Source organism: Blastococcus sp. MG754426 (genome assembly GCF_021699055.1).
Classification (GTDB): Bacteria; Actinomycetota; Actinomycetes; order Mycobacteriales; family Geodermatophilaceae; genus Blastococcus.
The window spans coordinates 105,372-130,496 of the sequence record NZ_SSXC01000003.1; the positions used below are offsets into that span (position 1 = coordinate 105,372).

Annotated in this window: 27 protein-coding genes and 1 pseudogene; 14 read left to right on the forward strand and 14 right to left on the reverse strand. The window is 75.6% G+C overall.

Features of this window, described 5'->3' with window-relative positions; translation table 11 throughout:
• The first annotated feature begins 206 nt into the window (after nucleotides 1-206).
• From E9549_RS02890 to E9549_RS02900, 3 genes are all read left to right on the forward strand, one after another.
• A complete protein-coding gene (locus tag E9549_RS02890) occupies nucleotides 207-1,301 on the forward strand; it encodes a sugar ABC transporter substrate-binding protein (protein WP_236825073.1) in 1,095 nt (364 codons plus the stop codon).
• A gap of 141 nt (nucleotides 1,302-1,442) precedes the next feature.
• Nucleotides 1,443-2,252 (forward strand): ATP-binding cassette domain-containing protein, encoded by an 810-nt coding sequence (locus E9549_RS02895; RefSeq protein ID WP_236825075.1) that lies wholly within the window; start codon nucleotides 1,443-1,445, stop codon nucleotides 2,250-2,252.
• 10 nt (nucleotides 2,253-2,262) lie between these two features.
• Nucleotides 2,263-3,549, forward strand: a complete 1,287-nt coding sequence (locus tag E9549_RS02900; protein WP_236825077.1) for a sugar ABC transporter permease — start codon at nucleotides 2,263-2,265, stop codon at nucleotides 3,547-3,549.
• Between the two features lie 327 nt (nucleotides 3,550-3,876).
• Here the strand turns inward: E9549_RS02900 and E9549_RS02905 are convergent, their stop codons facing one another.
• Nucleotides 3,877-5,223, reverse strand: a complete 1,347-nt coding sequence (locus E9549_RS02905; protein ID WP_236825078.1) for a ribonuclease D — start codon at nucleotides 5,221-5,223, stop codon at nucleotides 3,877-3,879.
• Nucleotides 5,224-5,262: 39 nt separating this feature from the next.
• Nucleotides 5,263-5,892, reverse strand: coding sequence for a DUF3000 domain-containing protein (locus tag E9549_RS02910; RefSeq protein ID WP_236825079.1), 630 nt, complete (start codon nucleotides 5,890-5,892; stop codon nucleotides 5,263-5,265).
• A 93-nt stretch (nucleotides 5,893-5,985) separates the two neighbouring features.
• On the opposite strand from E9549_RS02910, the gene hemE reads away from it, so the two are divergent.
• Together hemE and hemG are read left to right on the forward strand one after the other, a co-directional pair.
• Nucleotides 5,986-7,047, forward strand: coding sequence for a uroporphyrinogen decarboxylase (gene hemE / locus E9549_RS02915; protein WP_236825080.1), 1,062 nt, complete (start codon nucleotides 5,986-5,988; stop codon nucleotides 7,045-7,047).
• On the forward strand, nucleotides 7,044-8,414 hold the full coding sequence (gene hemG, locus E9549_RS02920; RefSeq protein ID WP_236825081.1) for a protoporphyrinogen oxidase: 1,371 nt from the start codon (nucleotides 7,044-7,046) through the stop codon (nucleotides 8,412-8,414). Before hemE ends, hemG begins: the two co-directional genes overlap by 4 nt.
• Here the strand turns inward: hemG and E9549_RS02925 are convergent.
• Nucleotides 8,411-8,662, reverse strand: coding sequence for a response regulator transcription factor (locus E9549_RS02925; protein ID WP_236825083.1), 252 nt, complete (start codon nucleotides 8,660-8,662; stop codon nucleotides 8,411-8,413). The genes hemG and E9549_RS02925 overlap by 4 nt on opposite strands.
• On the opposite strand from E9549_RS02925, the gene E9549_RS02930 reads away from it, so the two are divergent.
• From E9549_RS02930 to hemQ, 3 genes are all read left to right on the forward strand, one after another.
• Nucleotides 8,661-9,074, forward strand: a complete 414-nt coding sequence (locus E9549_RS02930; RefSeq protein ID WP_236825084.1) for a YceI family protein — start codon at nucleotides 8,661-8,663, stop codon at nucleotides 9,072-9,074. The genes E9549_RS02925 and E9549_RS02930 overlap by 2 nt on opposite strands.
• A gap of 73 nt (nucleotides 9,075-9,147) precedes the next feature.
• Complete coding sequence (locus E9549_RS02935) at nucleotides 9,148-9,294, forward strand: hypothetical protein (RefSeq protein ID WP_236825085.1); 147 nt, start codon at nucleotides 9,148-9,150, stop codon at nucleotides 9,292-9,294.
• A gap of 131 nt (nucleotides 9,295-9,425) precedes the next feature.
• Nucleotides 9,426-10,136 carry a hydrogen peroxide-dependent heme synthase gene (gene hemQ / locus E9549_RS02940; RefSeq protein WP_236825086.1) on the forward strand — a complete coding sequence of 237 codons (711 nt, stop codon included), beginning with the start codon at nucleotides 9,426-9,428 and terminating at the stop codon, nucleotides 10,134-10,136.
• Between the two features lie 111 nt (nucleotides 10,137-10,247).
• On the opposite strand, the gene msrB is transcribed toward hemQ, so the two are convergent.
• The 4 genes from msrB to E9549_RS23960 are packed head-to-tail and all read right to left on the reverse strand — an operon-like array spanning nucleotide 10,248 to nucleotide 13,438.
• Complete coding sequence (gene msrB, locus E9549_RS02945; RefSeq protein WP_236825087.1) at nucleotides 10,248-10,664, reverse strand: peptide-methionine (R)-S-oxide reductase MsrB; 417 nt, start codon at nucleotides 10,662-10,664, stop codon at nucleotides 10,248-10,250.
• 41 nt (nucleotides 10,665-10,705) lie between these two features.
• Entirely contained in the window at nucleotides 10,706-11,371 is a 666-nt protein-coding gene (locus E9549_RS02950; RefSeq protein ID WP_236825088.1) for a response regulator transcription factor, read from the reverse strand.
• Nucleotides 11,364-11,651, reverse strand: a complete 288-nt coding sequence (locus tag E9549_RS02955; RefSeq protein ID WP_236825089.1) for an ATP-binding protein — start codon at nucleotides 11,649-11,651, stop codon at nucleotides 11,364-11,366. Before E9549_RS02955 ends, E9549_RS02950 begins: the two co-directional genes overlap by 8 nt.
• A complete protein-coding gene (locus tag E9549_RS23960; protein ID WP_236825091.1) occupies nucleotides 11,540-13,438 on the reverse strand; it encodes a histidine kinase in 1,899 nt (632 codons plus the stop codon). Before E9549_RS23960 ends, E9549_RS02955 begins: the two co-directional genes overlap by 112 nt.
• Nucleotides 13,439-13,675: 237 nt before the next feature.
• Between E9549_RS23960 and E9549_RS02965 the strand changes: the two genes are divergently transcribed.
• The gene (locus E9549_RS02965; protein WP_236825092.1) at nucleotides 13,676-14,320 is read left to right on the forward strand and encodes a hypothetical protein; all 645 of its coding nucleotides are present in this window, start codon (nucleotides 13,676-13,678) and stop codon (nucleotides 14,318-14,320) included.
• 109 nt (nucleotides 14,321-14,429) lie between these two features.
• Nucleotides 14,430-14,906, forward strand: a complete 477-nt coding sequence (locus E9549_RS02970; protein ID WP_236825094.1) for a hypothetical protein — start codon at nucleotides 14,430-14,432, stop codon at nucleotides 14,904-14,906.
• A gap of 164 nt (nucleotides 14,907-15,070) precedes the next feature.
• Here the strand turns inward: E9549_RS02970 and E9549_RS02975 are convergent, their stop codons facing one another.
• Complete coding sequence (locus E9549_RS02975) at nucleotides 15,071-15,274, reverse strand: cold-shock protein (protein WP_040339721.1); 204 nt, start codon at nucleotides 15,272-15,274, stop codon at nucleotides 15,071-15,073.
• Nucleotides 15,275-15,420: 146 nt separating this feature from the next.
• Nucleotides 15,421-15,828 carry a hypothetical protein gene (locus E9549_RS02980; protein ID WP_236825095.1) on the reverse strand — a complete coding sequence of 136 codons (408 nt, stop codon included), beginning with the start codon at nucleotides 15,826-15,828 and terminating at the stop codon, nucleotides 15,421-15,423.
• 258 nt (nucleotides 15,829-16,086) lie between these two features.
• Here E9549_RS02980 and E9549_RS02985 point away from each other — a divergent pair, with 258 nt between their 5' ends.
• Together E9549_RS02985 and E9549_RS02990 are read left to right on the forward strand one after the other, a co-directional pair.
• A complete protein-coding gene (locus tag E9549_RS02985) occupies nucleotides 16,087-16,332 on the forward strand; it encodes a hypothetical protein (RefSeq protein WP_236825096.1) in 246 nt (81 codons plus the stop codon).
• 229 nt (nucleotides 16,333-16,561) lie between these two features.
• On the forward strand, nucleotides 16,562-17,197 hold the full coding sequence (locus tag E9549_RS02990; RefSeq protein ID WP_236825103.1) for a PilZ domain-containing protein: 636 nt from the start codon (nucleotides 16,562-16,564) through the stop codon (nucleotides 17,195-17,197).
• A 9-nt stretch (nucleotides 17,198-17,206) separates the two neighbouring features.
• Here E9549_RS02990 and E9549_RS02995 read toward each other — a convergent pair whose 3' ends face one another.
• The 3 genes from E9549_RS02995 to E9549_RS03005 all read right to left on the reverse strand — a co-directional run bounded on the left by E9549_RS02995 (nucleotide 17,207) and on the right by E9549_RS03005 (nucleotide 21,031).
• Nucleotides 17,207-18,277, reverse strand: a complete 1,071-nt coding sequence (locus E9549_RS02995; protein WP_236825105.1) for a DNA polymerase domain-containing protein — start codon at nucleotides 18,275-18,277, stop codon at nucleotides 17,207-17,209.
• A 34-nt stretch (nucleotides 18,278-18,311) separates the two neighbouring features.
• Entirely contained in the window at nucleotides 18,312-19,874 is a 1,563-nt protein-coding gene (locus E9549_RS03000) for an alpha/beta hydrolase (RefSeq protein WP_236825106.1), read from the reverse strand.
• A gap of 89 nt (nucleotides 19,875-19,963) precedes the next feature.
• Entirely contained in the window at nucleotides 19,964-21,031 is a 1,068-nt protein-coding gene (locus tag E9549_RS03005; protein WP_236825107.1) for an ATP-dependent DNA ligase, read from the reverse strand.
• Between the two features lie 106 nt (nucleotides 21,032-21,137).
• Here E9549_RS03005 and E9549_RS03010 point away from each other — a divergent pair.
• Nucleotides 21,138-21,344: pseudogene (locus E9549_RS03010) on the forward strand (GYD domain-containing protein); the annotation flags it as partial.
• Between the two features lie 82 nt (nucleotides 21,345-21,426).
• Here E9549_RS03010 and E9549_RS03015 read toward each other — a convergent pair.
• A complete protein-coding gene (locus E9549_RS03015) occupies nucleotides 21,427-22,191 on the reverse strand; it encodes a dihydrofolate reductase family protein (RefSeq protein ID WP_236825108.1) in 765 nt (254 codons plus the stop codon).
• A 1-nt stretch (nucleotide 22,192) separates the two neighbouring features.
• Entirely contained in the window at nucleotides 22,193-23,950 is a 1,758-nt protein-coding gene (gene treZ / locus E9549_RS03020) for a malto-oligosyltrehalose trehalohydrolase (RefSeq protein ID WP_236825110.1), read from the reverse strand.
• Between the two features lie 109 nt (nucleotides 23,951-24,059).
• Between treZ and E9549_RS03025 the strand changes: the two genes are divergently transcribed.
• On the forward strand, nucleotides 24,060-24,986 hold the full coding sequence (locus E9549_RS03025) for a phosphotransferase (RefSeq protein ID WP_236825112.1): 927 nt from the start codon (nucleotides 24,060-24,062) through the stop codon (nucleotides 24,984-24,986).
• Nucleotides 24,987-25,125: the final 139 nt, after the last annotated feature.

Below are 25,125 nucleotides of genomic sequence, written 5' to 3' on the forward strand. Positions count from 1 at the left end.
TCGTAACCGGCCCGGGAGGGCGCGGCGGGCTACAAGTTACCCGCCGGTAACCGGGCGGGCCAAGCGCGGCCCCGACCCCCTTCGAGGGGGGTCCCGGGTCACGGTCCGGCAACGGCGGGGGACCGTGCTTGCGGTCACAAGGAGGTGGCGCGCAAGATGACCCGCCGGAATTTCTCTGTAACCCCAACGAAATAGAGGTCCCTCTCATGGCGCGACGGCGCACGGTGACGACGGCGATCGCTGCGGCTCTGGTCTTCGGCCTGGCCGCGTGTGGTGGCGACGACAGCGACGGTGGCAACGGCGGCGGCGGTGGCGGCGGCGAGGCCGCCGCCGGCAAGGTCGGCGTCATCCTCCCCGACACCGCCTCATCGGCCCGCTGGGAGTCCGCCGACCGCCCGCTGCTCGAGGCCGCCTTCGAGGAGGCCGGTGTCGAGTACGACATCCAGAACGCGCAGGGCGACGCCCAGCGGATGAGCACCATCGCCGAGCAGATGATCACCGAGGGCGTCACGGTCCTGGCGATCACCAACCTCGACTCGGCCTCGGGCGCGGCGATCCAGCGGCAGGCCGAGCAGCAGGGCGTGCAGACGATCGACTACGACCGGCTCACCCTGGGCGGCGAGAGTGACTACTACGTCTCGTTCGACAACGTCGAGGTCGGCCGGCTGCAGGGTGAGGGCCTGGCGCAGTGCCTCGGCGACGAGCCGGCGAACATCGCCTTCCTCAACGGCTCGCCCGACGACAACAACGCCACGCTGTTCTCGCAGGGCGCGCACGAGGTCCTCGACGAGATGGACCAGTACACGCAGGTCGCCGAGCAGGCCGTGCCGGAGTGGGACAACCAGCAGGCCGCCACGATCTTCGAGCAGATGTACACCCAGGCCGGCGGTGACATCCAGGGCGTGCTCGCCGCGAACGACGGTCTGGCCAACGCCGTCGTCTCGATCCTGGCCCGCAACAACGTCGCCGGCCAGGTGCCCGTGACCGGTCAGGACGCCACGGTCGAGGGGCTGCAGAACATCCTCGCGGGCGAGCAGTGCATGACCGTCTACAAGCCGATCGCCGACGAGGCGCAGGCCCTGGCCGACCTGGCCGTGGCCCTGGTCAACGGCGAGGAGCCGGAGGTCGACGGCTCGGTCGAGGACCCGGAGGGCGGCCGCGAGGTCCCCTCGGTGCTGCTCGAGCCGGTCTCGATCTTCCGGGACAACGTCAAGCAGGTCATCGACGACGGCTACCAGAGCGCCGCCGACGTCTGCACCGGTGAGTACGCCGCCGCCTGCACCGAGCTCGGCATCTCCTGAGCCGACCGGCCGGGGCACCCCTCCCGTGGGTGCCCCGGCCGTGTGCTTCCGCCCTGCCGGCCCCGGCTCGCCCGGGGCCGGCAGGGCGACCTATCGTCCCGCCACGGTCGACCGACCGTTCCCTGCTGGAAGGACGCAGCGGTGTCCGCACTCGAACAGACCCCTCCCACCTCCTCGACCCTCGAGCGGCCCACGCTGAGCCTGCGGGGGGTCAACAAGAGCTTCGGGGCCGTCCAGGTCCTGCACGACGTCCACCTCGACGTCTACCCCGGCAAGGTCACCGCGCTGGTCGGCGACAACGGCGCCGGCAAGAGCACGCTGATCAAGTCGATCGCCGGCATCCACCCCATCGACTCGGGCACCGTCGAGTTCGAGGGCAAGCCCGTGCAGCTCAACGGCCCGCGCGACGCCGCCCGCCTGGGCATCGAGGTCGTCTACCAGGACCTCGCGCTGGCCGACAACCTCGACGTCGTCCAGAACATGTTCCTGGGCCGCGAGCGCAAGCGCGGGGTGGTGCTCGACGAGGCCTCGATGGAGGAGGCGGCGCGCGACACCCTCACGAAGCTCTCGGTGCGCACCCTGAAGTCGGTGCGCCAGCTGGTGTCCAGCCTCTCCGGTGGGCAGCGGCAGACCGTGGCGATCGCCAAGGCCGTGCTCTGGGAGTCCAAGCTGGTCATCCTCGACGAGCCGACCGCCGCGCTCGGCGTCGCCCAGACCCGGCAGGTGCTCGACCTGGTCCGCCGGCTGGCCGACACCGGCCACGCCGTCGTCTTCATCACCCACAACATGGTCGACGTCTTCGAGGTCGCCGACCGCGTCGCCGCCCTGTACCTGGGCCGCGTCGCCGCCGACGTCCCGATCTCCGAGGTCGACCGCACCCAGGTCATCGAGCTGATCACCTCCGGCCGCTCCGGCGAGCTGGGGCTCGCGTCCGACGCGCTCGAGGACTGAGAGGACCCCCATGTCGAGCAACACCCTGACCGCCGCCGAGGCGAGCGGGCCGCACAAGCCGGCCGCCGGCTTCGAGGGCGACCGGCACGACAACACCGTCGGCGGCGCAGTCCGCGGGTACCTGAACAAGCTGCGGGCCGGTGACCTCGGTGCGCTGCCCGCCGTCCTGGGCATCGTCGTCCTGGGCATCCTGTTCACCGCGCTGCGGCCGGACACCTTCCTCACCCCGCTGAACCTGGCCAACCTGCTGGTCCAGTCGACGCCGATCATCGTGCTGGCGATGGGCCTGGTCTTCGTCCTCCTCCTGGGCGAGATCGACCTCTCCGCCGGTGTGGTCAGCGGCGTCTGCTCGGCGGTGCTCGCCCAGCTGCTGGTGCAGGCGGGGGTGGCCTGGCCGATCGCCGTCCTGGGCGCGATCGCCACCGGCGCCGTGATCGGCGTCTTCACCGGCAGCCTGGTGGGCATCGTCGGCATCCCGTCCTTCGTGGTGACGCTGGCGCTGTTCCTCGGCTTCCAGGGCGTGACCCTGCGGCTGATCGGCCAGGGCGGCACCGTGCCGGTGCGCGAGCCGGTCATCCGGGCGCTGGCCAACGAGAACCTGCCGGTCACCCTCGGCTGGATCCTGGCCGCGCTGGTCGTCGTGGCCTACGCGGGCTTCGAGCTGTGGCGCTGGCGGTCGCAGCGCAGCCGCGGCCTCGCGCACCAGCCGCTGCTCCTCGTCGTGCTGCGGATCGCGGTGATCGCCGCCGTCGTCGTCGGCGTGACCGCCATCCTCAGCGTCGACCGGGCGCTGGCCGCCGCCATCGACCTCGCCGGCATCCCGTACGCGGTGCCGCTGGTGGTCCTGCTGCTGCTGGTCCTCACGTTCGTGCTCTCGCGGACCAGCTTCGGCCGCCACGTCTACGCCGTCGGCGGCAACGCGGAGGCCGCCCGCCGGGCCGGCATCAACGTGACCCGCATCCGGGTGCTGGCGTTCGTGATCTCCTCGAGCCTCGCGGCGATCAGCGGCATCCTGGCCACCTCGCGGCTCAGCTCGGTGACGCCGGACGCCGGCGCGGGCAACACGCTGCTCTACGCGGTGGGCGCGGCCGTCATCGGTGGCACCAGCCTCTTCGGTGGCCGCGGCCGGGCCCGGGACGCCGTCCTCGGTGGTCTGGTCATCGCGATCATCGCCAACGGGCTGGGGCTGCTCGGGGTCGCGGCGTACCTGAACTTCATCATCACCGGCGGGGTGCTGCTGCTCGCCGCGAGCGTCGACGCGCTCGCCCGCCGGCGGGCCGCCACCGCCCGACGATGACCCCTGCCGCCCGTCGTGCTCAGCGCCGGCGGGCGGCAGGTGCCCACGCCGACGCCGGCGTCGCCCGCACCCGCGGGTGGCGCCGGCGTCGTCGTCGACCATCCCGTGATCCCCGCCCGGGCCCAGGCGCCGGGGTCCCGCCTCGAGCGCGGGTGAGCTCGGGGCGCAGGAGAGCCATGTCGAGAGGCGCCACCGACCGGCAGGCCGCAGCGGGGCGCGGCTCGACGGTCGGTGGCGCGGCTCCACCCGCGTGGCAGCAGGTGCCGCCGACCCCTGGCGCGACCGTCGAGGTGACCGTCCCCCCGGGCAGTCACCTCGCTGCCGGACCTAGGCGCGGGTGACGGCGTCGGCCAGCAGGTCGCCGGCCAGCTCGACCTGCCACTCGCGGGCGCCGCCGGCCCGCAGCGCCTCGGCCACCGCGGCGGGCTCCCGCGGCTCCGGCGGGCTCCACATGATCCGGCGCACCAGGTCGGGGGAGAGGATGTTCTCCACCGGCACGGAGTGCTTCTCCGACAGCTCGGCGAGCCCGGCCCGCGCGACCTGCAGCCGGGTCGCGGCGGCGGGATCGCGGTCGGCCCACCGGTTGACCGGCGGCGGCCCGTCGCCGGGCTTGCTGTGCAGCGGCAGCTCGTCCTCGGGGAGGGCCTTGCCGCGGGCGAGCGCGTCGAACCAGTGCCGCACCAGCCGGCGGTTGGCCCGGCCGCGGAACACCGGGAGCTCCAGCAGGGCGCCCTCGTTCCTGGGGTCGGCCTGGACGGCGGCGACCATCGCGGAGTCGGGCAGCACCCGGCCGGGGGCGACGTCCCGCTTGCGGGCCAGCTCGTCGCGCGCCTCCCAGATGGCCCGGAGCATGCCGAGCTGGCGGCGGCTGCGCAGGCCGTGCACGCCGGAGGTGCGCCGCCACGGGTCCTGCCGCGGGGCGGGCGGGCCGGCGGCGAGGATCGCCTCGAACTCCTGCCGGGCCCACTCGGCCTTGCCCTGCTCCTCGAGGATCGCGGCCAGCGCGTCGCGCAGGTCGACCAGCACCTCGACGTCCAGGGCGGCGTAGACCAGCCACTCCTCCGGCAGCGGGCGGGTGCTCCAGTCGGCGGCGGAGTGCCCCTTCTGCAGCGAGTAGCCCAGCAGCGACTCGACGACGGCGCCCAGCCCCACCCGCGGCAGGCCGGCGAGGCGGGCCGCCAGCTCGGTGTCGAAGACGCGTGCCGGGACCAGCCCGATCTCGGCCAGGCAGGGCAGGTCCTGGTTGGCCGCGTGCAGCACCCACTCGACGTCGGCGATCGCGGCCTGCAGGACCGAGAGGTCCGGCAGCGGGATGGGGTCGAGCAGGCCGGTGCCGGACCCGGCGCGGCGCAGCTGCACCAGGTACGCGCGCTGGCCGTACCGGTAGCCCGAGGCGCGCTCGGCGTCGACGGCGACCGGGCCGGTGCCGCCGCGCAGCGCCTCGGCGTACTCGACCAGCTGCGTGGAGGTCTCGATGACCGGCGGCAGGCCGTCGCGGGGGGCCAGCAGCGGTATCGCTTCGGGGGTCTCCGCGGCCGCCGGGTCCTGCGGTGGCCGGGGAGTGGGGTCGGTGCTCAGTTGCCGTCCACCTTCTTGCCGGTCCTCGTCGTTCGGTCCACCGGCGCCCCGGGCCGGGGTGCGCCGCGACGAGCGCGCCGATCCGAGGAGGGGCACCGGCTCAGGCGGGCTCGGTGCCGCTGTGCCGCACCGATGTTAGAGACTCTCGCTGCCGACCCGGTCGGAGGGACCCAGCAGGTGCACACCCGGCGGGGGGAGCCCGGCGGCGTTGCCGAGCACCTCGAGCCAGGCCGCGAGGTGCCGGTCCAGGTCGGTGTCGACGGCCGTCCAGGAGGCGCGGATCTCGACGTCGACCGAGTGCTCGGGGCCGGCGAGCTCCCCGAAGCGCGTCGACGCGGTACGGGTGACCGTGCCGCCGACCGTGTGGTGCGTGGCGCCGGAGTCGCCGAGGGCGTCGGTCAGCCAGCTCCACGCGACCTCGGAGAACATGGCGTCGTCGACCAGCTCCTCGTCGGTCGCGGCGGAGAGGTAGCCGACGCAGCGGGTGGTGCCGTGCCAGGCCTCGTGGCCCTCGGGGTCGAACAGCACGATGAACCGGGCGCTGGCGATCTCGGCGTCGTCCTCGTCGTCGGCGCCGGGGTCGGCCACGCGCGCGCCGAGGGCGACGGAGAAGGGCGCCAGGCGCTGGGGGGCGGGGATGCGGCCGAGCTCGATCTCCGGTCGGACCCGCACCGCGGCCAGCGACTCCAGGGCGGCGCGGAAGGCGGCCGGGACGGCGTCGTCCCGGTCCCGGTCCCCGGCATCGGCCAGGTTGCGCGGCTCCACGTCCGCAGGGTAGGCCGGGAGACGGCGCGGTGGTGCCGACGCGCCGCACGTGGCGGCGCGGACCCTCCCGGCGGTCTGGGAGGATCGGCGGTCGTGAGTCCCGCTCCCGCCTCGGCGTCCCCGGCCGATTCCGACCTCGTCCGCGCCGCCCGTGGCCTCTTGGTGAGCCGCACCCCGGTCTGGTTCATGCGCCAGGCCGGCCGGTCGCTCCCCGAGTACCGGGCCCTGCGCGCCGGCACGAAGATGCTCGACGCCTGCCAGGACCCCGACCTGATCACCGAGATCACCCTGCAGCCGGTCCGCCGGCACGGGGTGGACGCGGCGATCTTCTTCTCCGACATCGTGCTGCCGCTGGTGGTGGCCGGTGTGGACATCGAGATCAAGCCGGGCGTCGGGCCGGTCGTCGCCGAGCCGGTGCGCAGCGTCGCGGACGTCGACGCCCTGCCGGCGCTCGACCCCGACCGGCTCGGCTTCCTGGAGACGGCGGTGCGCGCGCTGGTCGCCGAGCTCGGGACCACCCCGCTCATCGGCTTCGCGGGGGCGCCGTTCACCCTCGCCACCTACCTCATCGAGGGCGGGCCCTCCAAGGAGCACGCCCGCACCAAGGCGTTCATGTACGCCGAGCCGGCGGCGTGGTCGCGGCTGATGCAGAAGCTCGCGGTGTCGTCGGCGACGTTCCTGCGCGCGCAGATCGACGCCGGGGCCTCGGCGGTCCAGCTGTTCGACTCGTGGGCCGGCGTGCTCTCGGCCGCCGACTACGCCGGGCGGGTGCTGCCCCACTCGCGGGCGGTCTTCGACGGGCTCGGCGAGCGGGACGTGCCCCGCATCCACTTCGGCGTGGGCACCGGCGAGCTGCTGCCCCTGATCGGGGACGCCGGCGCCGACGTCGTCGGCGTGGACTGGCGGGTGCCGCTCGACGAGGCCGCGCGGCGCGTGGGCCCCGGGCGGTCGCTGCAGGGCAACCTCGACCCGGCCGTCCTGCTGGCCGACCGGGCGACCGTCGACCGGGAGGTCCGCCGCGTCGTCGAGCAGGGGAGGGCCGCCCGCGGGCACGTCTTCAACCTCGGCCACGGCGTGCTGCCCGAGACCGACCCGGGCGTGCTCACCCACGTCGTCGAGCTGGTCCACGAGCTGACCGCGTCGCCCACCGCATGAGCCCCCGCCGCCTGGTCGTCGTCGGCGCCGGCATCACCGGCCTGGCCGCCGCCTTCGAGTGGCGCCGCCGTCGTCCGGACGACGAGATCGTCGTGCTCGAGGCCGGTGACCGCATCGGCGGGAAGCTGCACCGCATCGAGCTGGCCGGCCACTGGTACGACACCGGGCCCGAGGCGGTGCTGGCCAGGGTCCCGGAGGCGGTCGGGCTCGTCGAGGCCCTCGGCTGGGGCGACCGGCTCGTCGCGCCCGCGACCACCCAGGCCGCCGTCGTGCTGCCCGAGGGCCGGTTCCCGCTGCCGGCCGGCACCGTGCTCGGCGTCCCGGCGTCCGCGGACGGCCTCGAGGGGATCCTCTCGCCCGCAGGAGTGGCCCGGGTGCGGGCGGAGGCCGAGCTGCCGCCGCCGGCGGTGGACGGCGACGTCGCCGTCGGCGCGTTGCTCCGCGAGCGGCTCGGCGACGAGGTGGTCGACCGGCTGGTCGAGCCGCTGCTGGGTGGGGTCTACGCCGGCCGGGCGGACGAGCTCTCCCTGCAGGCCACGATGCCGGCCCTCTTCGCCCAGCTGCCCGGCTCCGCCTCCGTGCTCGCCGCCGCCTCGGCCGTCCGGGACGCCGGCACCCGCAGCCGCGGTGACGCCGACGGCCCGGTGTTCGCGACCGTCGACGAGGGCATCGGCGCGCTGCCGGCGGCGCTGGTCGCCGCGGCGCGGGCCGAGGTCCGGCTGCGCACCCCGGCCCACGGCATCCGGCGGACGGCGACGGGGCTGGAGGTCTCGGTGGGCCCGGTGGGCTCGCCGGAGGTGCTGCCCGCCGACGCCGTCCTGGTCACCGTCCCCGCCGGCAAGGCCGCCCGCCTGCTGGCCGGCGTCGCGCCCGGTGCCACGGCGCCGCTGCAGGGCATCCCGTACGCCTCGATGGCCGTCGTCGCCATGGCGTTCCCGGCCCAGCACGTCGACGCCGGCAGCGGGCTGCTCGTGCCCCCGGTGACCGGCCGGCTGGTCAAGGGGGTGACCGTCTCCTCCAGCAAGTGGGCGCACCTCGGCGGGGACGTCCTCCTGGTCCGCTCGTCGGTGGGCCGGTTCCGGGACGAGTCGGAGCTGCAGCGCACCGACGGGGACCTGGCCGCCGCGGTGGTCGCGGACGTCGCCGACCTGCTGCACCTGTCGCGCCCCGAGCCCCTGCAGACCGCCGTCGTCCGCTGGGGCGGCGGCCTGCCGCAGTACCTCGTGGGGCACCAGGCGCGGGTGGACGCGGTGCGCGCCGCCGTCGCGGAGGTGCCGGGGCTGGGCATCGCTGGGGCGGCGTTCGGCGGGGTCGGTCTCCCGGCGTGCATCCGCGACGCGCACCGGGCGGTCGCCGCCCTCCTCTAGGCGGGTGGCCGCGACGCCACGGCGCGGGTGGCGATCTGCGTCCGGTTGGCCAGGCCGAGCTTGGCCAGGATGCTGCCCACGTGGGTCTCCACCGTGCGGGCGGAGAGGACCAGCTGCCCGGCGATCTGCCGGTTGGTGAGCCCGGCGGCGACCAGGCCGGCGACCTCCCGCTCGCGCGCGGTCAGCGGGTCGGCGGCCCGCGCGGCCCGGGCCGCCGCCTCGGCCAGGGCGGCCGCCCGCCGGAGCATGTCCTGCCGGTGGGGCGAGCTGGACGCCGACGAGGCCGGGGTGCCGCGGCGCGTGGTCGCCGAGCTGGACCTGGGCACCCTGGACACGGGCATCGCCCGGCGGGACGCGGACCTGCGCAAGCCCCGGTTCCTCGACACCGACCGGCACCCGACGATGATCTGGACCGCCCGCAGCTTCGTCCCGGAGGACGACGGCCGGTGGGCGGCCGAGGGGCTGCTGGAGGTCCGCAGGACCTCCGCGCCGCTGACGGTGCACGGGGTGGCCGAGATCCTGCCGGACGGGTGGGTCCGGGTGCGGGGCACGGCCGAGCTCGACCGGACGACGGTGGGGATCCGGGCCCCGAGCCTCCTCGTCGGCCGCCTCGTCCGGATCGACGTCGACGCCTGGCTGAGCCGGGCACCGGCCGGCTGAGGGAGCGGCGTGTGGTGCGCCGCATCACGGGAGGTGCGGGCATCGGCGCGGCCCGGTCGGCGTTGGATGTGCCGTGCGCATGCACCTGCACCAGAAGTCCACCGTCCCCCCGGTCCGGTGCTTCAAGCACCACGTGTGGATGGCCGCCTGCTCCGACTGCCGCGCCGCCCGTGCGGTCCGGCCGTCGGAGGGGCGCGAGCAGCCGGCACAGGCCGGCTGACGCCACCCGGCACCGGCACCGCCGACCCCGCCGAGGGCCCTGACCGCACCGGTCAGGGCCCTCGGCGTTCCCGCACCCGAGCGGTCCGCCCGCCAGGGAGGGGTGCGCGGCGGTGCGGGACAATGGCCGGCATGAGCGAGGACCAGCGCAGCATCGGGAAGCGGGCCAACGAGCTGAACGACACCATCCGCTACACGATGTGGTCGGTGTTCCGGCTGGCCCGCCCGCTGGACGACGAGCGCCGGCACCACGTCGCCGCCGAGGTGGGCGAGCTGTTCGCCGAGCTCGCCGGCAAGGACGTCGTCGTCCGCGGGACCTACGACGTCGCCGGGTTCCGGGCCGACGCCGACCTCATGGTGTGGTGGCACGCGTCCACCGCCGAGGCGCTGCAGGAGGCCTACACCCGCCTGCGGCGCACCACCCTGGGCCGGCACCTGGAGCCGGTGTGGTCGCAGCTGGCGCTGCACCGCCCCGCGGAGTTCAACCGCAGCCACATCCCGGCCTTCCTGGCCGAGGAGGAGCCGCGGCGCTACATCTGCGTCTACCCGTTCGTGCGGTCCTACGAGTGGTACCTGCTGCCCGACGAGGAGCGGCGGGACATGCTCAAGGAGCACGGCATGCAGGCCCGGCCCTACCCCGACGTGCGGGCCAACACCGTGGCCGCCTTCGCGCTGGGCGACTACGAGTGGATGCTCGCCTTCGAGGCCGACGAGCTGCACCGCATCGTCGACCTCATGCGCGACCTCCGGGCCAGCCGCGCCCGGCGGCACGTGCGCGAGGAGGTGCCGTTCTACACCGGCGTCCGCAAGCCGGTCGCCGAGCTGGTCGCGGACCTGGCCTGAGCCACTCGTAGGGGTCCGAGGGCGGTCTCCGAGGGATCGAGATCGTCCGTGTACGCCTGAGGGCGGTCACCGGGTGCTCGGTGACCGCCCTCAGGCGTACACGGGTGCGGGCTACTCCGCCGGCTGCAGCCGGACCGAGACGCTGTTGATGCAGTAGCGGTCCCCGGTCGGCGTCTGCGGCGCGTCGTCGAACAGGTGGCCCAGGTGGCTGTGGCACGTCGCGCACAGCACCTCGGTGCGGACCATCCCGAAGCTGCGGTCCTCGCGGAGGATGACGTTGTCCTCGGCGGAGGCCTCGTAGAACGAGGGCCAGCCGCAGTGCGAGTCGAACTTGGTCTCGGAGCGGAACAGCTCGGCACCGCAGGCGCGGCACTCGTAGACACCGACGGTCTTGGTGTCGACGTACTCACCGGTCCAGGGACGCTCGGTGCCGGCCTGGCGCAGCACCTGGTACTCCTCCGGCGACAGCTGCGCCCGCCACTCCTCGTCGGTCTTCGTGACCCGGGGCTTCTGGGGGGAGGTCGTCATGCCTGGTCGAACGAGCCGCGTCGCGGCACCATTCCCGGTGCTCAGCGGCCCAGACCGGCGTCGCGGGCGCGCACGATCGCCTGCGCCCGGTCGGTGACCTGGAGCTTGGCCAGCACGTTCGACACGTTGTTGCGCACCGTCTTCGGGGAGAGGTACAGGGCGGCGGCGATCTGCGCGTTGGAGCGCCCGGCGGCGACCAGGTCGAGCACCTCCCGCTCCCGCGCGGTCAGCTGCGGGAACGCCGCCTCGGGCCCGGCCGGGCCGCCGGCGAAGAAGTCGGCGATCCGGCGGGCCAGGGCAGCACCGAAGACCGCGCCCCCCGAGGCCACCGTGGTCACCGCCCGCACCACCTCCTCCTGGTCGGCGCCCTTGAGCAGGTAGCCGCGCGCGCCGGCCCGGACGGCGGCGAACACGGTGCCGTCGTCCTCGCTCATGGTCAGGACGACGACGCCGACCGACGGCGACGCCGAGGTGACCCGCCGGGTGGCCTCGATCCCGTCGATGCCCGGCATCTGCACGTCCATCACGACGACGTCGGGCTGCTCCTCGAGCGCCAGGGCGACCGCGGTCTCGCCGTCGGCGGCGGCCCCGACCACGGTGATGCCCGGCACGCTGTCGAGCAGCATGGCCAGGCCGTCGCGGTAGACCGGGTGGTCGTCGGCCACCACGATCCGCAGCGGGTCGTCGTCCCGGGCGGGTTCACCCACGGCTGTCTCCTCCCTCGGCGGGCAGCACCGCCCGCACCACCGTCCCGCCGTCGGGCGGGCACGACACCGTGCACCGGCCGCCGAGCTCGGCGGCGCGCTCGCGCAGCGACACCAGCCCCACCCCGGCCGGGGCGTCCTCCGGGATGCCGACGCCGTCGTCGGTCACGGTCAGCACCAGCGACCGGTCGGCCCCGCGGACGAGCTCCACCCGGCAGGTCGTCGCCCGAGCGTGCCGGGCGACGTTGGCCAGCGCCTCCGACGCGATGCGGTAGGCGGCCACCTCGACCGCGGCGGGGAGGTCGTCGGCGGCCGGGTCCGCCGCCACCGTGGTGACCGTGCCGGCCCCCAGCAGCCGTCGGCCTGCTGGCGCACCGCTCCGGTCAGGCCGAGGTCGTCCAGCGCGGGCGGCCGCAGGTCGTGCACCAGCCGGCGGACGTCGCCCAGCGCCCCGGCGACGTCGTCCCTGGCCGCGCGCAGCAGCCGGTCGGCGTCCTCCGCGCGCCCCGCGGCGGTGAGGTTGCGGGCGGTGTCGATGCGCAGGACGACGGCGCCGAGGCTCGGGCCCAGCCCGTCGTGCAGGTCGCGGCGCAGCCGGCGGCGCTCCTCCTCGCGGGCCGCGACCAGCTCCTCGCGGCTCTGCTGCAGCTGGGCGGCCAGCGAGCTCGCCCGGGCGGCGGCCGCCGCCTGGCGCACGACGTCGGCCAGGAGGCCCTCGTCGCGGCTGACCAGGTGTGCGCGGACGCCGTCCCGGGGCAGGAGCAGGCGGCCGACCTCCTCACCGCGGTAGGCGATGGGCAGCGACCGGACCGCCGGTGGGCGGGTGCCGTGCTCGGCGACCAGGCGCTCGCCGCCCGCGTGGTCGACCTCGACGCCGACGTAGGGGGTCCGGAACGCCTCCGCGACCGCCGCCGCGATCGCCACGAGCTGGGCCTCGGCGCCGTCGGAGCGCTCCAGCCGGGCGGCCAGCTCCGAGACGACCCGGTAGGGGTCGTCCCGCTCGCCGAGCACCCAGCGCCGGACGAGGCGCCACAGCGGTGCGCGCAGCGGCACGTAGGCGGCCGCGACCAGGAGCAGCGTCAGCAGGGTGGCGTCCCGCTCGCCGAACCGGTCGCCGAGCAGCGCCCCTGCGCCGGCCAGCACCGCCAGGTCGAGCAGCACCACGCCGACGCCGAGCACGCCGTAGACCACGGTGCCGCCGAGCAGCCGGTCGATGTCGACCGCGCCCGGGCGCAGGATGCCGACGGCCACGGCACCGCCGGTCAGCGCGACGGCGACCATCAGGGCCAGCGCGCTCGGCTCGCCCGGCAGCAGCAGCGTGCCGAGCATGACCAGCAGGTCCACGACGGCGGCCCAGAGCAGCCAGCGCATCCGCCGGCGGTCCTCGCCCGTGGCCCGGCGGTAGCGGACGACCACCCAGCCCGCGGGCACCGCGATCCCCAGCACGGCGACGGGGAAGGCGATCCGCAGGAGGGGCAGGGCCACCGACCCGGGCAGCGGCAGGCTGGTCAGGTCCAGGTCCAGCGAGCGGTAGACCGCGGGCACCTGACCGTCGTCGGCCGTGAAGGCGACCTCCGCGGGGACCACCAGCAGGAGCGCGGGCAGCAGGGCGGTGGACGCCAGGCTGCCGATCGCGACCGGCCGCCAGCGGCCGCCCGGCAGCCGCCCGTCGGGGTAGAGGAGCAGCAGGAGCGGTAGGCCGAGCAGCAGCGCGGCGCCCAGCCGCTGCAGGAACCAGAAGGCGAGGCTCGCCCCGGGCAGTGCCGGGTCGTGCTGGACCGCGTACGCGAGCCACGACTCGGCGAGGCCGTCCACCGCCCAGAACAGCCCCGTGCCCGCGAGCACCCAGGAGACGGCGTTGCCCGGGGCCCGGAGGAGCAGCAGCGCCCCGGGGACGGCGACGGCGACACCGGCGAGCGCGGCCGGCGAGCCGGGGGCCACGTCCACGGCGGCCCGCGCCGCATCCGGGGTCAGCACGTCCAGGACGGCGGCCGCGGCGCAGGCGGCCAGCGACAGGGCGAGGACGGCCCAGGCGGCTGGCCGGGCGGCCCCGCCCCGTCGAGATGGCACCGGTGGCGGGCCCTGCGAGGGCGACGCACCGGTCCGCCCGTTCACCGGCGCCTGTGTCCGCACGCGCAGATCCTGGCCTGCCGGGGTCCCGGACGTCACGGGGCAGCTGTCCCGGGTCGCCCGGGACACCTCTCGGGACCGGATCGAGGGCAGCAGGCCCTGGGTGCCCGGGACGCGTCCCCGCGACCGTTCTCCCAGGCGGTGCACAGGGCACCGCACCTCACCACCGGAGACGAGATGTCCCTCAGCACCACACCTGCCCCCGCCCGCACCGACGTCGCGCAGTCCCGGGGCACGGTCCCCGGTGCCTCGACCGGCCTGGTCCGCCGGGCCGGCGTCGCCGTCGCCGCCGGCGCGGGGTCCTGGGCGACCGCCTGCGCCCTGCTGGGCACGACGCCGCCCGCCGGCACCTGGCAGGCGACGGTCGTCAACGTGGCCGCCGTGGCCTTCCAGGTCGGCCTGATGTTCCTGGTGACGGTGCAGATGCGGACCGGCGCCATCGGCACCGGCCGCCTGGCCCGGCGCCTCCTGCACGTCGAGCACGGCCTCCTCGCGGTGGCCGTCGTGTCCTCGCTGATGTGGGCGTTCACGCCCGGCCTCTACGACACCGGGTTCTTCTTCGTGATCGACCTCTTCTGGCCGCTGTCCATGCTCGGCATGGCCGCCCTGGGGGTCCGCATCGCGATCGCGGGCCGCTGGACGGGCATCGCCCGCTTCTGGCCGATGGTCGCCGAGAGCTGGGCGCCGGTCACCGTGCCGACCGCGTTCCTCCTGCCGGCGATCACCCAGTACGTGGGCGCCGCCCACCTGCTGGTCGGGTACGTCGTCCTGGGCGTCGTCCTCGCCACCCGGCCGCACCTCACCGGCGCCCGCGACCGCTGAAGCCCCTCCCGCGAGCTCGCGGGGGAACCCTGCACCGAGCGCCTGGCGCCCCGTCTCCCTCCGGGGAGGCGGGGCGCCGTCGCCCCGTGCCGCGGAGGAGACTGGCGGGGTGACCGCCGCCCCCCAGCCGCCCGACGGCCTCCTGCCCGACGTCTGGTTCACCCGTGACCTGCCCGTGCTCCGGGCGATCGCCCGGCTGGTCGACGAGCCCAAGCACGGCGGCGCCCCCTACCTGCTGGGCTCGGTCGTCCCGGGCAGCGGCCTGCCGAAGGCGGAGGTCATCGCCGCCGCGAAGGCGCTCGCGACCGCCGGCTACATCGAGCCGCTGACCAACCACGCCGGCGACATCGTGCGGATCACCGCCATCTCGGCCGAGGCGCGCCGGATCACCGGCCTCTGGCCGACGCCGCAGGGGGAGTGGGAGCGGCTGCTCGAGCAGCTGGCGGCCCGGGCCGCGAACGCGCCCACCGACGTCGAGCGGCAGCGCTGGCGGGCGTTCGCCGACGCGGCCGCCGCGGTGGGGGAGCACGACGGCGCGCTGCTCATGTCGGCGCTGATCGGCGGGTACGTGCCCCGGGCCCGCTGACGGCGGCCGTCCGGGCGTGAGCGTGTGCGCGGGCGCCCGGTTCCGTGGGCGGAAACCCCTCGGGAGCGCACACGCTCGGCAGTGCAGGCGCGTCCCGGGCGGGCCCGCGGACGACGACGCCCCCGCCCGGAGGACCGGACGGGGGCGTCGTGCTGATCAGGAGATCAGAGCGGGGTGACGTTCGCAGCCTGCGGGCCCTTCTGGCCCTGCTCGATGTCGAACGCGATCCGCTGGCCTTCATCGAGCGAGCGGTACCCGCTGGTCTGGATGGCCGAGTAGTGGACGAACACGTCCGGTCCGCCGCCGTCGGGGGTGGCGAAGCCGAACCCCTTCTCCGCGTTGAACCACTTGACAGTTCCTTCGGGCATTGCTCGCTCCTAGCTGAGGTGGTGCATCGGGGTCCTGCCATAGCGCAGGGCCTTCCCGACGCGCCCACCCTAGCCGTCGATGGCCGGAAGGGAACACCGGCGCGGCACAACTGTGACCTGGGGCTCTCCGGCGGGCCGCCGGGCGCTCACAGCAGCCGGCCCGGTTCCTCGGGGAAGTCGGGGGCCACGCGCCGGCCACGGCGGCTCCGGCTCGGGCCGTACGCGCCGACCGAGTACGGGTCGCGGGCGGGCGGGGCGGCGGGCAGCGCGAGCGGCTCGGCGCGCCACGAGCGGACGCCGATCGGCCGGTCCACCAGGAACGCCGGGGCCGCCGCGGGGAGCAGCCGGGCGGTCGCCGCCACCGACCACCGGCGCAGGGCCAGGTGCCCGGCCAGGAGGACGGCGAGGGTGATCGAGACGGTGAGGAAGGCGTCGGTGACCGCGGTCGCCACGTCGAGGGCGGTGATCCGGGGCCAGCCGATGGTCTCCAGCCGGTGCCCGACCATCTCGACGACGACGTACAGCGCGCCGTACGCCAGCAACCAGATCCTCACCCGTGCTCCTCCGCGGTGGTCGACAGGTGCATCGACCACCGCTACCCCGGGCTGGAGCGCCGGTCGCGGGGCGGGCAGCGGCGCTCACCCGTCCGGGGGAGCGGGTCCGTCCGGGCGGAGGACGGCGGCGGGCTCCCGCATGCGCGCGGCGCGGTCTTGCGGTTTTCCTGCGCTTCCCTCGGCACCGCCGTGCGGCTGCTCCCCGACGGTGGGACCTGCCGGACGGATCCGGCGCGCCACCGATCCAGGAGAACCGCCATGCAGCCGCTCGTCGCCCCGCCCGTGCCCGCCCGCGCCGCCGTCCCGGGGGGTGCCGTCGTCCTGCGCGACGTGGAGGACCTGCACGACGCCGACCTCGACCAGCTCCTCGCCGACCGCCTGGCCGAGTCCGCCGACGCACTGCGCGCCGTGGTGACCGCCGCCCGGCTGGTGCAGCAGATCGGCCGGCCGGACGCCCTGCTGGCGCACCGTCTCGACCCGGCCGCGCACCGGCTGGCCGGCTGAACCGCGCGCTCCGGCGACGGGCCGCCCCTCACCCCTCCGGGTGGGGAGGCGGCCCGTTCCGGTCCCGACGAGGCTCGCAGCTGCCGATGGGCTCCCCGCGTCACCGGGCGACCGGTGGCGCGCCGTTCGGCGGGACACGCCCCGGTGGTGTGCGGTTTCCGCTGGTCGCCGCGCTAGCTTCCGCGCGGGCACAACGGCGCCCGCCCGTCCCGTATGCAGTGGAGGACCCATGACCGAGCCGGAGCACGACCGGCCCGAGGAGAGCACCCAGGCCGACGTCACCCTCGTGGCGCGTGGGCTGACGGCGACGGCGCAGGTGGAGGTCTCCAACGAGCACACGATCGTCGTCCGTCCCCTCGGGGAGGGGACGGAGTGGAAGCGGGCCATCAAGCCCGGGGACCCGGTCGCCCTCTACTGGGTGAGCGGGTACGAGGAGCGCTCCCTGCCCGCGAAGATCACCAGCGTCGAGGCCGGCGAGGAGCCGCTGTGGCACCTGGTGCCCACCGGCCCGGCCGAGCGCAGCCAGCGCCGCCGGACGGTGCGGGCCCGGGTCGAGGTCCCCGTCGTCATGCCGTGGCTCGACGGGCTGCTCGTCGGCTCCACGGTCGACCTCAGCGAGGCCGGGCTCCGCGCGCTGGTCGACGGGTGGGGGCTGCCCCCGGAGCCGGGCACCCGGGCGCACATGAGCCTGACCATCGGCGACGCCACCGTCGACGTGCGCGGCGCGATCGTCCGCCAGCAGGTCCACGGGGCGCGGTGGCTGCTGTCCATGCAGTTCCACGACGTCGAGGAGAGGGACGCCGACGTGCTGCGCCGGCGGGTCTTCCAGGCGCTGCGCGAGGAGCGCGCGGCCGCCCTCGACTGAGGACGGCGCTCAGCCCTCCGCGCCGGCGGGCCTGCGGGCGCGGCTGGGCTGCACCCGCATCGGCTCGCCCGGCATCTTCGGGTAGTCCGGCGGGTAGGGCAGGTCGCCGAGGCCGTCGTCGGCCGCCTGGCGCTCGGCGAGCTCCAGCAGCGGCTCGATGCCGAACGCGTGCCCGGCCAGCCCGGCGTGCTTGTCACCCACCGCCCGGAAGCGCTCGGGCATGGTCAGCACGGTGAAGTCGGTGGGGTGCACGTCGGGGAGCTCGTCCCAGTCGACCGGCGCGGAGACCGGGGCGTGCGGCTTGGGCCGGATGGAGTAGGCCGACGCGATGGTGCGGTCCCGGGCCATCTGGTTGTAGTCGATGAAGATCTTCTCGCCGCGCTCCTCCTTCCACCACGACATCGTCACCTGGTCGGGGAGACGCCGCTCCAGCTCGCGGCCGAAGGCGATGACGGCGTGCCGCACCTCGGTGAACGTCCAGCGCGGCTGGATCGGCACGTAGACGTGCACGCCCCGCCCGCCGGAGGTCTTCGGCCACCCCTCCATGCCGAACTCGTGCAGCAGTTCCCGCACGTGCGGCGCGACCCGCACCGCGTCGGCGAAGCCGGTGCCCGGCTGCGGGTCGAGGTCGATGCGGATCTGGTCCGGCGACTCGACGTCCGCCTTGCCGACCGGCCACGGGTGGAAGGTCAGGGTGCCGAGGTTGGCGCACCAGGCGACGACGGCGACCGAGTCCGGTGCGATCTCGTCGGCGGTCCGCCCGCTGGGGAAGGTGATGTGCGCCGTCGGCACCCAGTCGGGCGCGTTCCTCGGCACCCGCTTCTGGTAGAACGCGTCGCCGCTGTTGTCCGCCCGCGTGGAGATGCGGGCGCCCTCGAACACCCCGCCCGGCCAGCGCTCCAGCGTCGTCGGCCGGTCCCTCAGCGCGAAGAGGATCCCGTCGCCCACGGCGAGGAAGTACTCGACGACGTCGATCTTCCGGATGCCGTGCTCGGGGAAGTACGGCTTCTCCGGGTTGGAGACCCGCACCTCGCGCCCGTCGACCTGCAGGACGACGGCGTCCTTGCTGCTGCTGGCCATCGCGTCGCTCCGCTCGTCGGTGGGCTGCCGAGTCTCACGCAGGACAGGTGAGCCCGTCCACGGGAGCCGCCAGGTCGATGAGGTAGGCGTTGACCGCGGCCGTCACGCACTCCGTCTTGGGGTAGGCGGTGTGCCCCTGGCCCTGCCAGGTGAGCAGGACGCCGCTGTCGAGGTCCTCGGCGAGGTCGACGGCGCCGGGGAGCGGGGTCACCGGGTCACCCGCGGTGCCGACGACGAGGATCGGCGCGCTGCCCTCGGCGTCGCGCTCGGGCAGCGGGGTGCGCTCGGCGTCCCACACCGAGCAGGTGAACAGCCCGGCGGCCGCGCCGGCCCCGAACAGCGGGTACCGGGCGCCCCACTCGCCGGCCAGCTCCCGCACCCGCTCCTCGGGCACGGTCTCCTCGGTGTCGGCGCAGTTGATCGCCACGTTGGCGTCGAGCAGGTTGGAGTAGGTGCCGTCCTCGAGCCGCCCGCTGTAGTCGTCGGCCAGGCTGAACAGCAGGCGCGCGTCGCCGTCGCGCGCCGCGGCGAGGCCCTGCGCGAGCTGCGGCCAGGAGGCGGTGTCGTACAGCGCGGCCTGCACCGCGGTGAGGATGACGCCGGGGGTCGCCTGCCGGGTCTCGCCCTCCTCGCTGCTCGGGACGGGCGTGGCCTGCGCCTGGGCGAGCAGGTCCTCGAGGAAGCGCCGGGGGTCGTCGCCCAGCGGGCAGCCGGCGATGAGGCCGCGGCAGTTCTCGGCGAACGTGTCGAAGCCGGCCTCGAACGCGGCGGCGCGGGCCTCGGCGTCGGCGACCGCGTCCACGTCGGGGTCGACCGCGGCGTCGAGCACCATCGCGCGCACCCGGTCGGGGTAGAGCTCGGCGTAGGTGGAGCCCAGCGTGGTGCCGTAGGAGTAGCCGAGGTAGGTCAGCTGCTCCTCGCCGAGGGCCTGCCGCAGCTGCTCCATGTCGCGGGCGGTGTCCACGGTGTTGAACGTGCCGAGCGCCTCGCCGTACTCCTCGGCGCAGCCCTCGGCGATCTCGCGGGACAGGGCGAAGACGGCGTCGAGCTGCTCGTCGGTGGTCGGGCGCGGCTCGGCGGCGATCGCGCGGTCCTTCAGCTCCTGGGGGATGCACTCGACCGGCGTGGACAGCCCCACGCCGCGGGGGTCGAAGCCGACGACGTCGAAGCGGCGCAGCACGTCCTCGGGGAGGGTGAGCGCCAGGCCGATGGCGGCGTCGGCGCCGGAGCCGCCCGGACCGCCGGGGTTGACCACGAGGGAGCCGAGCTCGTCGGTCTGCCCGGCCAGCGACGCCCGGACGAGGAAGAGGGGCAGCGTGGCGCCGCCGGGCTCGTCGTAGCTGATCGGCACGTCGGTGCGACCGCACTCGAAGGCGATGTCGCGCTCGCTGCCCGGCTGCCCCTGGACGAGCGGCTGGATCTGCGCATCGCAGTCGGTCCACTCGATCGGCGCGACCTCGGGCTCGGCCGGAGCCGTGCTGGTGCTCGCCGCCGGCTCCTCGGCGCTCTCCCCGAAGGAGGTGCAGCCGGCGAGCACGAGGGGCAGGGCCAGCAGCAGGCCGGACGCGGCGGCCGGGAGGCCACGGTGCAGACGCATGATCACGAGCATAAGGACCCGGCCGCCCCCGACCGCCCGCGAAGCCCGCGACGGCGCCCCGCAGGAGGGCCACCGGTGGAGGTCCTCCGCTACCCCAGCACCTCGGCCAGGTCGTAGCGGACCGGCACGTCGAGCTGGTCGTACGTGCAGCTGCGGGGGTCCCGGTCGGGGCGCCAGCGGAGGAAGTGGCCGGTGTGACGAAGTCGACGCCCCTCGAGCTGGTCGTACTTGATCTCGACGACGAGCTCGGGGCGCAGCGGCACCCACGAGAGGTCCTTCTTGGCGTTCCACCGGCTGACCGCGCCGGGCATCCGCTGCTCGCCGTCGGCCTGCACCTGCGCGTCGGCCCAGTCCTGCCACGGGTGACCGTCGAGCGCCTCGGCCCGGTAGGGCGCGAGCTCCTCGACCAGCTCGGCCCGGCGGGCCATCGGGAAGGACGCCGCGACGCCGATGTGCTGCAGCTCCTCGCCGTCGTACAGGCCGAGCAGCAGGGAGCCGACGACCGGCCCGCTCTTGTGCCAGCGGAAACCGGCGACGACGCAGTCCGCCGTCCGCACGTGCTTGACCTTGGTCATCAGCCGCTGGTCCGGGCCGTAGGGCAGGTCGGCGGACTTGGCGACGACGCCGTCGAGGCCGGCGCCCTCGAAGGTCTCGAACCAGCGCTCGGCGGTGGCGGCGTCCCGCGTGACGCCGGTCAGGTGCACCGGCGGGCGGGCCCCGGCCAGGGCGGCCTCGAGCCGGGCCCGGCGCTGCGCGAACGGCGTCTCCAGCAGCGACTCGTCCCCGAGCGCGAGCAGGTCGAAGGCGACGAAGGACGCCGGGGTCTGCTCGGCGAGGAGGTTGATGCGGGACTCGGCCGGGTGGATGCGCTGCAGCAGCGCCTCGAAGTGCAGCCGGTCGTCCCGCGGCACGACGATCTCGCCGTCGACGACGCACCGCTCGGGCAGGTTGGCCTTCACCGCGGCGACGACCTCGGGGAAGTACCGGGTGAGCGGGCGCTCGTTGCGGCTGCCGAGCTCGACCTCGTCGCCGTCGCGGAAGACGATGCACCGGAAGCCGTCCCACTTGGGCTCGTAGAACCACTCGTCGCCGGTGGGCACCTTGGTGGCGGCCTTCGCGAGCATCGGCTTCACCGGCGGCAGCAGCGGGAGGTCCATGCCGGTCAGTCAATCAGCCGAGGGGCGCACGGGGGCCTCGACGGAGTGCGCAGGAGGTTCCGGCGTCCCCGGGGCGGGGGACGGCCCCCGGGAGGCGCGGATGCCCATGTACCTGACCAGGTTCAGCCACCCGCCGGAGACCTGGAAGAGGCTGATCGCCGGTCCCGAGGGCCGCCGGGTGGCCGCGCGGGCCCACATCGAGCCGGTGGGCGGGAACCTGCACGGGTTCTGGTACGCGTTCGGCTCGCACGACGGGGTCAACCTCTGGGAGGCGCCTGACGACGTCGCGATGGCGTCCGTCGTGCTGGCGATCGGCAGCGGCGGCTCGGTGGCGAACCCGGAGACGGCGGTTCCGCTCACGGTGGACGAGACCCTGGCAGAGCTCGGGGGACCGGCTACCGACCGCCCGCGGACGAGGAAGGCTGACGCCCCGCCGGCTCCACCGCGTAGCGGGCGAACAGCATGCCGTCCTCCTCCAGCAGCTGCCGGAGCTCCAGCCGGACCGGGGCGGGCAGCGCGGCGTCCAGCAGCCGCGTCTCCCCGCCGACCAGCGCCGGGGCGACGGACAGGTCCAGCTCGTCGACGACGCCGGCGGCCAGCGCGCTGCGCAGCAGTTGCGGCCCGCCCTCGCAGGTGACCTGCGCGAGCCCGCGGTCGGCCAGGGCGGACAGCGCGGCGGGCAGCTCGACGTCGTCGTCGCCGCAGACGAGCACCTCCGCGCCGGCGGCGGCGAGCGCCGCGCGGCGGTCGGGGGCGGCGGCGGCGCAGGTGACGACGAGGGTGGGGGAGACGGCGCCGGTGACCAGCGCCGAGGCCGGGTCCAGCGACGCCCGCCGGGTGACCACCGCGACCGGCGCCGTCGGCGGCCGGCCGATCGACTCCCGCAGCCGGCCGACGGCGGAGCCCGGCAGCACCGGCCGGTAGCCCTCGGCCGACGCCGTGCCGTGCCCGACGAGGACGACGTCGGCCAGCGCGCGCAGCACCCGGAACACCCGCCGGTCGCCGGGGGAGCCCAGTCCCTCGCTCTTCCCGCCGACGGTGGTCGCACCGTCCGGCGAGGCGATGAAGTTCACCCGCAGCGAGCGACCGGGCGGCAGCCGGTAGGCCTCGACCAGCGCGTCGTCGTCGAGCGGGGCCGGGTCGGGGAGCAGGCGGCGCACGTCAGCGGGTGGCCAGCACGGCGGCGCTCTCGGCGGGGAGGGTCACGGTCGTGCCGTCGAGCCGGGGCGCGTCACCGGTGGAGAACACCACGGCGGTCGCCGCCCGGTCCAGGTCGACCTCGCGCGGCTGGCCGGCCAGGTTGGCCACGACCCGCAGCGACCCGCGGTGCACCGTGACGGTGCGGTCCTCGTCGTCCCAGCTCACCTCGACCGCGCGCAGGTCGGGGTCGGCCAGCTCCGGGTGCTGCCGGCGCAGCGCCAGCAGGGCCCGGTGCACGGCCAGCAGCCCGGCGTGCGGCTCCTTCCCCGGCTCGGCCCAGTCCAGCTTGGAACGGCGGAAGGTCTCCGGGTCCTGCGGGTCGGGCACCTCGTCGGCGTCCCACCCGTGCTCGGCGAACTCGCCCTTGCGGCCCTCCGCCGTCGCCCGCCCGATCTCCGGGTCGGTGTGGCTGGTGAAGAACTGCCACGGCGTGGCGGCGCCCCACTCCTCGCCCATGAAGAGCATGGGGGTGAACGGGCTGGTGAGCACCAGGGTCGCGCCGACACCCAGCAGGCCGGGGGAGAGGGACGCCGAGATCCGGTCGCCGACGGCGCGGTTGCCGATCTGGTCGTGGTCCTGCAGGTAGCCGAGGAACTTCCAGCCGGGCAGGTGCGCGGTGTCCACCGGCCGGCCGTGGTGCCGGCGGCGGAAGCTCGACCACGCGCCGTCGTGGAAGAAGGCGCCGGTGAGCGTCTTCGCCAGCCCGCCCAGCCCGGCGTCGGCGAAGTCGCGGTAGTAGCCCTGGCCCTCGCCGGTCAGCGTGGCGTGCAGCGCGTGGTGGAAGTCGTCGCTCCACTGAGCGTGGATGCCGGTGCCACCGGCGATCCGCGGCGTGACCATCCGCGGGTCGTTGAGGTCGCTCTCGGCGATCAGGGTGAGCGGCCGGCCGACGGCGGCGGAGAGCCGGTCGACCTCCTCGGCCAGCTCCTCCAGCAGGTGGGTGGCCCGCTCGTCGACCAGCGCGTGCACGGCGTCCAGGCGCAGCCCGTCGACGTGCATGTCGCGCAGCCACATCAGGGCGTTGTCGAGGATGTAGCGGCGCACCTCGTCGGAGTCCGGCCCCGACAGGTTGACCGACTCGCCCCAGGTGTTCGCGCCGCCCTCGCTGAAGATCGGCATGAACAGCGGCAGGTAGTTGCCCGACGGGCCCAGGTGGTTGTAGACGACGTCCTGGATGACGCCGAGCCCCCGCTGGTGGCAGGCGTCGACGAACCGCTGGTAGGCCGCCGGGCCGCCGTAGGTCTCCTGGACCGTGTACCAGAGGACGCCGTCGTAGCCCCAGTTGCGGGTGCCGTCGAAGCCGTTGACCGGCAGGAGCTCGACGAAGTCGACGCCGAGGTCGACCAGGTGGTCGAGCCTGCCGATCGCCGCGTCCAGCGTGCCCTCGGGCGTGAAGGTGCCCACGTGCAGCTCGTAGACCACACCCCCGGCGAGCGGCCGGCCGGTCCAGGCGCCGTCGCCCCACGCGTGCGCCGCGGGGTCGAAGCGGCGGGAGAGTCCGTGCACGCCGTCGGGCTGGCGGCGCGAGCGGGGGTCCGGGTAGGCCTTCCCGTCGTCGTCGCCGAGGAGGAAGCCGTAGTCGGCGTCGGGGCGCGCCTCCACCTCGGCGCGCCACCACCCCGCGTCGTCCCGCTGCATGTCGTGCGTGGCGCCGTCGACCTGCACGCGCACCCGCTCGGGCAGCGGGGCCCAGACGGCGAACTCGACGGGTGCGGGCATGCGGGGCCTCCTGGGCGGGGTCGGGCGGGGACGGACGGTGTCCTTCCCGGACGGCGGCCGTCGAACCGTCGGCGCGGTCGGGCGGGGCGTGCCCTGCGACACTCGGGCCGTGGGGAGCGTGCCGCCGTGGGCTCCGGAGCGCACGGTCGACGCCTGCCGGGCCGCCGCGCTCGTCGGCGACCGGGTGCCCGAGCTGCGCGCCCTCCCCGTGGTCCCGCTGGGGGCCGGCTGGGACAACACGGTCCACGTGCTCGGCGGGAGCTGGGTCGCCCGCTTCCCGCGCCGGGCGACCGCGCTACCCGGGTTCCGCCGCGAGCTCGCGGTGCTCGGGCGGATCACCGGGCGGCTGCCGCTGCCGGTGCCCGCGCCCCGGTGGGTGGCCACCGACGACGACCCGGCGGACCCGTGGCCGTTCAGCGTCGCCCCGCTGCTCCCGGGCCGGGAGCTGGCGCACGCCGGGCTGGGGGAGGAGGCACGCCCACCCGCGGCCGCCGCGCTCGGTGCCTTCCTCGCCGCGCTGCACGCGCCCGGCACCCTCGACCTGCTGGCCGGCGTGGAGCTGCCGGTGGACCCGCTGGGCCGCGGCACACCCGGCGCCCGGGCGGCCGGCACGCGGGCGCAGCTCGCGGCGCTGGGCGCCGGCGGCCTGCCGGTGCCCGCGGGCGCCGTCGGCGCCCTGCTCGACGAGGGGGAGCGGCTCGGTGCGCCCACCGGGGACCCCGTGCTGGTCCACGGCGATCTGCACGCCCGGCACCTGCTGGTGGACGACGGCGGCGCGGCGGCGGGTGTCATCGACTGGGGGGACGTCTGCCTCGCCGATCCCGCCCTCGACCTCTCGCTCGCCTACGCCGGCTTCCGCGGGGCGGCGCGGGCGGCCCTCCTCGCGGCCTACGGGCCGGTGCCCGGTGAGCGGGAGGTGCGGGCGCGCTGCCTGGCCGTCCGGCTGTGCGCGATGCTCGCCCGGTACGCCGCCGAGCACGGGGACGGCGCGCTGCTCGCCGAGTCGCTGGCCGGGCTGCACCGCGCCGTGGGGTGACGGCCGGCTGCCGGGGCACCGCGGGGTGGACCCGCCTCGCCCGTCCGAGGGACAGCCCGGCCGTCCACCAGGCGTTAGCCTCCGTCCAGGACGGGGACGCCGGTGCCCTCGGCAGCAGCGGGCCGCCGCGGGACGTCCC